Here is a 7,038-nt window from a genome sequence, read left to right as displayed (position 1 = left end):
TTGTCATCCAGGTGACTCGATCTCATCACTAAAAGTGACTTGACCCGCACATCTGTCAACAATATTCAGTTCTCAAAGTTCGTCTCACTGTCTCAGCGACAGCTTCTATATAATACCAGACTTTCGTTTCTTTGTCAACAACTTTTTTCTTTCAATGTTTCAGTTGAAACATTTCGTTGCTGATCACGTTTCAGTCTGTTGCTTTCTCTTCGAGAAAGCTTATTTAGTATAGCAAAAAGGCAGAGAAAATGCAAGCATTTTCTCTGCCTTTTTCAAATTTATTTTCCCGCTCAGAAGAATTCCTTCAGAGAGAAGGTCTGATCCCGGTTGGGCCCTACGGACACAATGCCGATTTCCACGCCCACCACTTCGCTGAGCCGGTTCAGATAGGCCTGGGCTTCCGCCGGCAGGTCGCTGTAGGACCGTACCCCGGAAATGTCCTTTTTCCAGCCTTTGAAGGTTTCGTAAACCGGTTTGGCTTTGGCCAGGATGGTCAGATCCGCCGGGATGTGCTGGATGGGTTCTCCGTCGATGGTCCAGCCGGTGCACATCTTGATTTCGTCCATGCCGTCCAGGATATCCAGCCGGGTAATGGCCAGGGCATCCATGGAGTTCAGCCGGGCAGCGTATTTCACCATGAAGGCATCCAGCCAGCCGCAGCGGCGGGGCCGCCCGGTGACAGTGCCGAATTCATGGCCGGTGTTCCGGAGATAGGTTCCCGGGCCGTCAGTATCGAACAGTTCGCACACAAAGGGGCCTTCCCCTACCCGGGTGGTATAGGCTTTCACCACGCCCACCACATGGTCGATGAACCGGGGCCCTACGCCGCTGCCGGTGGCTGCATTGCCGGCGGTGGGGTTGGAGCTGGTCACATAGGGATAGGTGCCGTAGTCGATGTCCAGGAAGGTGGCCTGAGCCCCTTCGAACAGGACTTTCTTGTGAGCATCGAAAATGTTCCCCAGAGCTACGCTGGTGTCAGTCACATGGGGCCGCAGTTCTTCCGCATAGTCCAGGTAGGCTTTCAGCATGGGTTCATAGGCCAGAGGTTCTGCCCCGTAGACTTTGGTGAACAGGGCATTCTTGGCATCCAGGTTCCGTTTCAGCTTGGCAGCCAGCACGTCTTTGTTCATCAGATCGCAGACCCGGATCCCGGTACGGGCATATTTGTCCATATAGCAGGGTCCGATGCCCCCTTTGGTGGTGCCGATCTTGGCATCCCCCAGGGCAGCTTCCTGGAGTTCGTCCTGCTTTTCATGGTACGGGAACACCACATGGGCCCGGTCGCTGATCAGCAGGTTGCTGGTATCCACGCCCTTGGCCTTCATTTCGGCGATTTCCTGGAGCACCACACGGGGGTTGATCACCACACCGTTGCCCAGGATGCAGGTTTTGTCCTTGTATAAAATCCCGCTGGGCAGCAGACGGAGCTTGTAGGAAACGTCATTGACCACCACCGTATGGCCGGCGTTGGAACCGCCGGAATAGCGGACCACCGCATCAGCCTGCTGGGCCAGGTAGTCAACGATCTTGCCTTTACCTTCGTCCCCCCACTGGGAACCGATTACAACAACAGATGACATAGAGTTCTCCTTCTTTCGGGTTACATTCCAAACCGGGCGTAGATTTCATCCACATGCTTCAGCATATGTTTCGGTTCGAAGCAGGCTTCCACTTCTTCTTTGGTCAGGTACTTGTCGATGTCCGGATCCGCTTCCACGTTGGTCTTGAAGTCGGCCCCTTCCATCCACCGGGCCATGGCGTTCCGCTGCACCCACTTGTAGGCATCTTCCCGGAGCACCCCTTTGCTTACCAGGGCGATCAGCAGGTTCTGGCTGTAGATCAGGCCGCCGGTCAGGTTCAGGTCCCGCATCATGGCTTCCGGATATACCAGCATCTTGCCCATGATGTCCTTCATTTTCCGCAGCATGTGGTCCAGCAGGATGGTGGAATCCGGCAGGATGATCCGTTCCACGGAAGAATGGGAAATATCCCGTTCATGCCACAGGGCCACGTTTTCGATGGCAGCTTCCGCGTTGCCCCGGAGCACCCGGGCCAGGCCGCAGATCTTTTCACAGGTGATGGGGTTCCGTTTGTGAGGCATGGCGGAAGAGCCCTTCTGGCCGGGAGCAAAATATTCTTCCGCTTCCCGGACTTCCGTACGCTGGAGATGACGGACTTCCGTGGCCATCTTTTCCAGGGTGGCGCCGCACACGGCGATGGTGCTCAGATAGAAGGCATGGCGGTCTCTCTGGACAACCTGGTTGGCAATGGGCACAGGGGTCAGCCCCAGTTTTTCGCACACGTATTTTTCCACAAACGGATCAATGTTGGAATAGGTCCCGATGGCACCGCTGAGTTTCCCTACGGAGATGTATTTCTTGGCCATTTCCAGCCGTTCGATGTTCCGTTCGGTTTCAGACATCCACAGCAGGAACTTCAGGCCGAAGGTCATGGGTTCCGCATGGATCCCGTGGGTACGGCCCACGCACAGGGTGTGACGGTATTTCTGAGCCTGGCTCTTGAGGATTTCATGGAGTTCCTTTTCTTCCCGGATCAGGATTTCCGCGGAATGTTTCATCATGAGCCCCATGGCCGTATCCTTCACGTCGTTGGAGGTCAGGCCTTTATGGATATATTTGGAAGCATCGCCGACGTGTTCAGCCACAGAAGTAAGCAGAGAAATGATGTCATGGTTGGTGGTCTTTTCGATTTCATGGACCCGGTCCAGATCGAAGTCCGCCTTGGTTTGGATGTCATGGAGCGCATCATCCGGTACAATGCCCAGTTTGTTCATGGCTTCACAGGCCGTGACTTCAACTTTGACAATGTTGCGGTCTTCGTTTTCTTCCGTCCAGATGGAACCCATTTCTTTACTGGTATAACGTGGAATCACAATACTTCCTCCTTAGGTATAACAAAAAAATGGCATAACGAGGGAACACACCGTTCCCGCTGTCTTTTTATTGTATCATTTTACCGAACGCTTCGCAACGACAAGAATTTTTTGTTTGCAATAAAAGAACCCGCTGTTCCAAGCGGGTTCTTTCCTTCGGCAATTGACAATTGACAGTCGGCTGCTGTATGGCAGCCGCATTTATTCCGGTCTCCGGCTCAGATCCTCGAACCGGGTGATATCCTTCCGGAAATACAGCGGCACCGTGCCCACCGGACCATTCCGGTGCTTGGCCACGATCAGTTCCGCCACGTTCTTCTGTTCCGTATCCGGGTTGTAGTAATCGTCCCGGTAGATGAAGCACACAATATCCGCATCCTGTTCCAGGGCCCCGGATTCCCGCAGGTCACTGAGCATGGGCCGTTTGCTGGTCCGCTGTTCCACGCTCCGGCTCAGCTGGGACAGGGCGATCACCGGCACATTCAGCTCCCGGGCCAGCCCCTTCAGGGACCGGGAAATATCACTCATTTCCTGCTGCCGGTTGTCGCTGGCCCGTTTGGAGGACCCCTGCATCAGCTGGAGATAGTCCACGATGATCAGATCCAGGCCGTTCTCGTTTTTCCACCGCCGGGCCTTGGACCGCATTTCCAGGGCCGTCATCCCCGGCGTATCATCCAGCATGATCTTGGCGGCACTGAGCTTGTCCGCCGCGTTCACCAGGTTGGGCCATTCGCTTTCCTGGAGCTGGCCGATCCGCAGCCGGGAGGCGTCGATCCGGGCCTGGGAGCACAGCAGCCGCTGGACCAGCTGCTCCTTGCTCATTTCCAGGGAGAAGAAGGCTACGGATTTGCCCCCGTCCAGAGCCACATGTTCCGCAATGTTCAGCACCAGGGAGGATTTCCCCATGGAAGGACGGGCTGCCACGATGATCAGATCCGAAGGCTGGAGCCCGCTGGTCATTTTGTCGAAATCGGAAAACCCGGTGGGCAGGCCGGTAAAGGCATCCTTGGTGTCGTACAATTCCTCGATCCGGGCCATGGCGCTTTTCACGATGTCCTTGATCTTCACCACGCCCCCGGAATGTTTCCGGTTGGCCACCGCCAGGATCTTCTGTTCCGCCTGGTCGATGGTCTGGGCAATGTCCTGTTCTTCCTCGTAGCCGCTGGCCGCCACTTCCGTAGCCGAATTGATCAGCTGCCGGCGGAGGGATTTCTCCTCCACGATCTTGGCATGGTACACCACATTGGCCGCGGTGGGCACCGCATTGCTGAGAGCGGTGATGGCCGCCGTGCCTCCGATGGCATCCAGCTTCCCCAGCCGGCGCAGTTCTTCGGTGACCGTAACCAGGTCCACCGCCTCGTTCCGGCTGTGGAGATCCATAATGGCCGAAAAGATCACCCGGTTGTCCGGCCGGTAAAAATCATCCTCATTGAGGATTTCCCCGGCTTTGTCGATGGCATCCCGGCTGATCAGCATGGCCCCCAGCACACTTTGTTCCGCCTCGATATTCTGGGGTGGAATACGTTCTTCCAAAGAGCAGACCTCCTTCCTGAAAAGAAACCCACCACCGTATCACAGAGGTGCCGATCCCCTTCTCAAGACAGCCATTGTCCTGTCTGTCCGCCCTTTTCAAGGGCGGGGGACCAGCCTGGGGCTGGTGGTGGGTTCCTTTTTTATTCTTCCGTTTCTACAACGACCTTGAACTTGGCGGATACATCCGGCAGCAGTTTTGCCGTTGCGGTGTATACCCCCGGGCTCTTGATGGTTTCCGGAATCTCGATCTTCCGGCGGTCCACTCCTTCCATCCCGGTCTGGGTCAGCAGGGCATCCGCCACATCCTTGGAAGCAATGGATCCGAACAGCTTCCCGTTGGCTCCCACCTTCACCTTCATGTGCAGGGTCACCTTTTCCAGCTGGGCAGCCAGGATCACCGCTTCGTCATGAGCCTGGGCAGCCCGGTGTTTGGCCACCTGCATGTCCTGTTTGGCCTGGTTCAGGTTCCGGGAGGTGGCTTCTTCCGCGATTCCCCGGGGAATCAGATAGTTCCGGCCGTAACCTTCCGCCGTTTCGATGATATCGCCTTTCTTACCCAATTTCTTGATGTCCTGCAGCAGAATTACCTTCATCTGTATCGCTCTCCTTCATTTGTTCTTTGGCCAGCTCAAGGACCTTCGGCATCAGTTCTTCCGCCGTCACGCCCTTCACCTGTACCCCGGCAACGGTCTGATGGCCGCCGCCGCCAAGTTCTTCCATCATCACCTGCACATTGACGGATCCGTCACTGCGGGCACTGATGCTGACTCCATTTTCATTCTGGCTGAAAACCACACTGGCCCGGATGTCATCCATGGTCAGCAGTTCATCCGCCGCCTGGGCCACGATCACCGGCGTATCCTTGTCCTGACAGGAACACTGGTGCACCGCCACAGCCAGCCCGGGCAGGGGCTGTTTCATCTCGGTGATGATCCGGGCCCGGGTGAGCACCGTATGTTCATCATCCTTGAACAGCAGGGAAACCATATGGGGGTCGGCTCCGTTCCGGCGCAGGAAAGCCGCCGCTTCGAAAGTCCGTTCCCCGGTCTGCACCGCAAAATTCTTGGTGTCCACCAAAATCCCTGCATACAGGGCCGTGGCTTCCACTTCAGAAAACTGCAGCTTGTTTTCAAAATACTGGAGGATCTCCGTGACCATTTCACAGGTGGAGGAAGTAGACGGTTCCATATACTGGAGCATCACGTCAGTAATGGCATCTTCCGCCCGCCGGTGATGGTCGATGATAATCCGCCGGCGGATGGCCTGGAGCACCTTGGGCGCCGCGCTCAGCATGGCCCGGTGATGGTCCACCAGCACCAGGATGCTGCCGGGAGTGATCCTCTTCAAGGCCTCTTCCTCGTTGACGAACAGGGACAGGTACCGGTCGCTCTGGTCCTTGGACACTGTCTCCAGCTTCTTCAGGGAAGGCCCCTGGCCGCTGGTGACGATGCAGCAGCTCTTGTTCAGGGTCAGGGCCATTTTGGCCACCCCGATGGCTGCCCCCAGGGCATCGTAGTCCTCGTTGGCATGGCCCATGATGAACACCTGGTCCGCACTGACCATCAGTTCGTGGATGGCCTGGGCCACGATCCGGGCCCGCACCCGGGTGTTTTTCGCCTGGACGGAGCCCCGGGCCCCGTAGAAACTCATATCGTCACCCAGCTGGACCACTGCCTGGTCCCCGCCCCGGCCCAACGCCAGGTCCAGGGCCGCCTGGGCCTTCTGGCTCAGTTCCGCCAGGTTCCGGCCGTCCGCCGCCACCCCGATACTGATGGTGGGGCTGATCCGGTTGCCGCTTTTGATCTCCCGGACCCGGTCCAGCACCTGGAACTTCTTGCTGATGGTGTCCGTCAGCCCTTTCCGGCTCATGCCCACCACAAACATGTCTTCCGTGTATTTCTGGAAGTACCCGTGGACTTCCTCCACCCAGCCCCCGATGGCCTTGGTCACGTCCACGATCAGGCTGGCCCGCTCGTTTTCGTTGAGGCCTTTCATGGCATCGTCGTAGTTGTCGAACTGGACATAGGCCACCACCGGCCGTTCTTCCTCATACCGTTTTTTCTGCCGTTCCCGGTCCGTGATATCCGTCAGGTACAGGGCCAGCCCCGTATCCTCCTCCGGATTGTCGGTGATCTGGATCCGCCGGACCAGCATCTTGTAGATCCGGTCCCCGATCTTGATCTGCTTGTCCGCATCCCGGAGCCGCAGGGTGGCAAAGTTGTTGTCCGGCGGCGGCAGCACCTTTTCAAAAGGTGTGGCCAGCGGCACCTCCACCGCGATGAATTCGTTGAACAGCCGGTTCCGCCACTGGAGATGGCCCTCTTTGTCAAAGACCCCGATGCCGATGGGGATCCGCTGGGACGCATAATTGTTGGCCCGTTCAATATTCCGGACCACTGTGGTCATGGAATGGTTGAACCAGGCTTCCCGAAGCCGGTTGCTCCGGAAGGTCAGATAATAGACCAGCAGCACCGAAATGAACCCGATGGCCGTACAGATGGCCAGGTTCACCGCAATCCCGTAGATCACCAGGACGGACCCCAGCAGGGCCACCCCGATGCGCACGGACTGCCACAGGTTCCGGCGTGATTTCTCCTCCATACTATCCCCCT

5 protein-coding genes are annotated in these 7,038 nt (G+C 57.1%); all 5 read right to left on the bottom strand.

The genetic code is table 11. The features are described 5' to 3' along the window. Positions 1 to 290: 290 nt before the first annotated feature. Complete coding sequence (locus tag FX155_RS10760) at positions 291 to 1,580, bottom strand: adenylosuccinate synthase (RefSeq protein ID WP_154488671.1); 1,290 nt, start codon at positions 1,578 to 1,580, stop codon at positions 291 to 293. A gap of 20 nt (positions 1,581 to 1,600) precedes the next feature. Next, the gene (purB, locus tag FX155_RS10755) at positions 1,601 to 2,893 is read right to left on the bottom strand and encodes an adenylosuccinate lyase (protein WP_022486628.1); all 1,293 of its coding nucleotides are present in this window, start codon (positions 2,891 to 2,893) and stop codon (positions 1,601 to 1,603) included. A gap of 201 nt (positions 2,894 to 3,094) precedes the next feature. After that, entirely contained in the window at positions 3,095 to 4,426 is a 1,332-nt protein-coding gene (dnaB, locus tag FX155_RS10750; RefSeq protein ID WP_154488670.1) for a replicative DNA helicase, read from the bottom strand. Between the two features lie 140 nt (positions 4,427 to 4,566). After that, positions 4,567 to 5,019, bottom strand: a complete 453-nt coding sequence (gene rplI, locus FX155_RS10745; RefSeq protein WP_022486626.1) for a 50S ribosomal protein L9 — start codon at positions 5,017 to 5,019, stop codon at positions 4,567 to 4,569. Continuing rightward, entirely contained in the window at positions 4,979 to 7,027 is a 2,049-nt protein-coding gene (locus tag FX155_RS10740; protein WP_022486625.1) for a DHH family phosphoesterase, read from the bottom strand. The genes rplI and FX155_RS10740 overlap by 41 nt, the downstream gene beginning before the upstream one ends. Between the last annotated feature and the right edge of the window lie 11 nt (positions 7,028 to 7,038).

This window comes from Acidaminococcus fermentans (assembly GCF_009696675.1).
GTDB lineage: Bacteria > Bacillota > Negativicutes > Acidaminococcales > Acidaminococcaceae > Acidaminococcus.
Note: the sequence above shows the minus strand (reverse complement) of the source record. Positions and strands in the feature narration are given on the sequence as shown.

Bases quoted from the DNA above. Each gene is read 5' to 3' on its own strand.
- FX155_RS10760 (WP_154488671.1), bottom strand. From the start codon at position 1,580: ATGTCATCTGTTGTTGTAATCGGTTCCCAGTGGGGGGACGAAGGTAAA.
- rplI (WP_022486626.1), bottom strand. From the start codon at position 5,019: ATGAAGGTAATTCTGCTGCAGGACATCAAGAAATTGGGTAAGAAAGGC.
- FX155_RS10740 (WP_022486625.1), bottom strand. From the start codon at position 7,027: ATGGAGGAGAAATCACGCCGGAACCTGTGGCAGTCCGTGCGCATCGGG.